Raw genomic sequence first — 2,988 nt, forward strand, 5'->3', positions numbered from 1 at the left:
CCAAAAGGTTGATAATGTTGACGCGATAATATCGTGCCGCTGGCGTTAGACGTCGCTGCCGTACTGCCTAAATAGTCACTATGAAAATAACGTACGGTGCTCCCACTACGTTTCGCAATCAGTTTGTCACCAAGGTAATAATAGTCAATGTCCGTACTTCCTTGCAGCCGATAGACCAAGCGTCCCGATTGAGAGTAGAAGCTATAGCTCACGCCTTCGCTATCGTTGACTTTAACGCGTTTATCGTTGCCGTCGTAGTCATATTGTGCGCTGCCGGCACTGAGCATCTGCTGCGCCGCATTATAGCTAAAGCTCATCTGCCCATTATCCACCACATTGCCTAGGTCATCGTAACCAAAAACGTAGCTGCTCGCGCCAGAGACGCTATTTAAACGCTTGGTGCTACCGTAGCTATAATTCAGCACCTGAGTGCCTAATTGATAGCGCGTAATATTGCCCATGGCATCGTAACTCAGACTGCCACTGCCTAAATAGCTGTCCGTGATGGTGGCTAAACGGTCTAAACCATCGTAGCTGGCCTGCATATCATACGCGTTGCTTAGTTTGTCGTCCCAGAATGTGACGTTGTTATTAGCGTCGTAATGTAAGCCATAATTCAGCGCATACTGCCCGTTTCGAAGGTCGTACCACGTGGCTGGTAAGCCCCGAGCATTTTGTGTCGCCACATGTACAAAGCCGTTGCCGTAGTTATGCCGTTTTATCATACCGTTGGCAAAATAGCTCGCCTGTGTGGCATAACTTCCGACCCGTGTCGGTTGCCCTAAAGCATTCGGTGCATAGTTTAGGGTGGCCCCACTGGGGTAGGTCTCGCTGCTTAAGTACCCCAAGTTGTTGTAATGATGACTCAAGGTAAAAGAATGCCCATCTACCGCCAACGTTTCTTGCGTCACTAACCCTAAATCGTTGTAGGTATATGATTGTGTCACCGTACCGAAGGTGAGCTCAGTGATAAGGCCGTTTTTATCATAGTGATATGTTTTACTCGGGGTGCCGTCGCCATAATCTACTCGCAGTAGTTGCCCACGGTTACCGTAACTCATATCAACTTTATCAACGGTACTCACCGAGCCATCGCAACTGCTTGTGTTATTGCTGACAGAGTCGCCCCGTGCTTGCCACAATAATTGCCCCGCTGCGCCATAGTGGTATGCCGTATTGCCCACATCTGCACGCACCGTTTTGCACAGCTGCTGATAGCCATCGTAGACCCGATACTCGGTTAAGCCGCCTTGGCTCACTCGTGTGAGTTGGTCGAACACATTATAGGTCAGCTCTGTAGTGACCCCTTCTGGCGATTGAATTGTCGTTGCTTGAGATTGGCTCGGTGAGCCGTAAGATAAGTAGCGCGTGGTTGTGACGTTACCCTTATTATCCGTCACTCGGGTGCGATTCTGGGTTAAATACTGATAGCTGGTCGCACCGCTCACGGCCGTATCATTGACGTGGATAATCCGACCGATACCGTCGTAGTATGTCTTGGTACCATAAGGTGTACTCGCCGAGGTAGATGGATGGCTATTAAATATCAGACGGTTGTACCCATCGTATTGCATCCGCTGAAAACGGGCTGTCGCGCTATTCGTCACATCTTCATTCACCACAAAAATCGCACGATGCAATCCATCGTAATAGGTCTGCTTTTGTTGTGCTCCATGAGTGACCGTCTGTTTCAACATGCCTGCGGTAACATTTGGATAGCCTTCACTACCGCCCGTTGTGGTGTAGTCAATCAGGGTGTCCGCCCAAGCACTGTTACACGGGTCGATGCGCACCACGCGACCCAGACTGTCGTGAGCAAAGTTTACGCAATGCCCTTCAAAATCTGTCTGCTGTGTAACCCAACCATTGCTGTCAACTTGCTTAGTGGTTGTTTGCGTCGTCGTTGATTCGCTCTGTGGTGTCGATACGGCGCGGGCGATACCGCGATAGTAATTGGCATAGCGCACCCAACGGTTGGCACCGTTTAACTGCACCTTATTCGGTAGCCCTGACTGCGTCCCACTGGTGTAGTAGCTATCATACCGGGTTATCCACCGGCCAAAGCGATAATGATAATTTACCTGCGAGGGATAGCTGCTCGTTGCACCGTAGTAGGTGGTCGCCTGCGTCGTGGTGTAGTCACTGTCGTTCGATGACACCGCATGACTTGCGGGCAAGCCGATAAGCCAGTTCGTGGTATCGTTGTAAAATGTCTTTTTGTGATAACGCGTCTGTGCGGAAAAGCTATTACTCTGCGTGATTTTACGGGCATTACCGTAGACATCATAATCACCGTAGGCAGTTGTATAACGACTCTCCTGACCACTTGGCGTCGACATAGCAACCACTTGTGTTGCTAGAGCCGCACGATAACGGATGGGCTTGACATTTTCCCGCTCAAGCTCGGCAAAGCCAACTCCTGTTCCCACGGTATAACTGTTCAGCAGGCTCTTTTGCAACGTCGTTCCATCGGTATCGTAGTATTGCGTCGCAAACTCTTGCCCTTCAAAATAACTGCTATAGTCACGATTTATGTAGTGCACAGATACGGAGCCGTCTGGCGCGATGACTTTGGTGGTTTTGTAATCTGTCGCCGAGCCGGTGATATTATCAGGCAGGTTTCCTGTTATTCCCTCGGCCGACGACATATCGCCGTGCCCCGAGACATACGCCCCTTTATTTTGTGAATACGCGTACTGCCAGACCAGAGAGCTTATTCCCGGCCCCGTTAACACCTTTTTCTGCAACGAAAATACCGTATTACAACGTGAATAGATGATATTTCCCCCGTCGGTGTAAAACGGCACATGGGTTCGCCCTTGAAGAGTCGTGGCAACCGTGAACGTCCCTTTAACACCATTGGGATGGATCATTGTACCGACACGAGATAACCGGTCATCGATGTCGCTGACCTCACACCCTGTATTTAGATCAGTGTTTTGATACGTTGCTTTGGTAAAATCGCCCAAGTCATAAATCCATTGGCCG

The 2,988-nt window shown here is 49.8% G+C and carries 1 protein-coding gene; it reads right to left on the bottom strand.

Annotated elements, in window-relative coordinates; genetic code table 11:
- On the bottom strand, window positions 1-2,988 hold a 2,988-nt coding region (locus tag DFP83_RS13165; protein ID WP_181416421.1), incomplete at both ends, for an RHS repeat domain-containing protein.

This window comes from Idiomarina fontislapidosi (assembly GCF_003226255.1).
In the GTDB taxonomy this organism is placed as follows: Bacteria; Pseudomonadota; Gammaproteobacteria; order Enterobacterales; family Alteromonadaceae; genus Idiomarina; species Idiomarina fontislapidosi.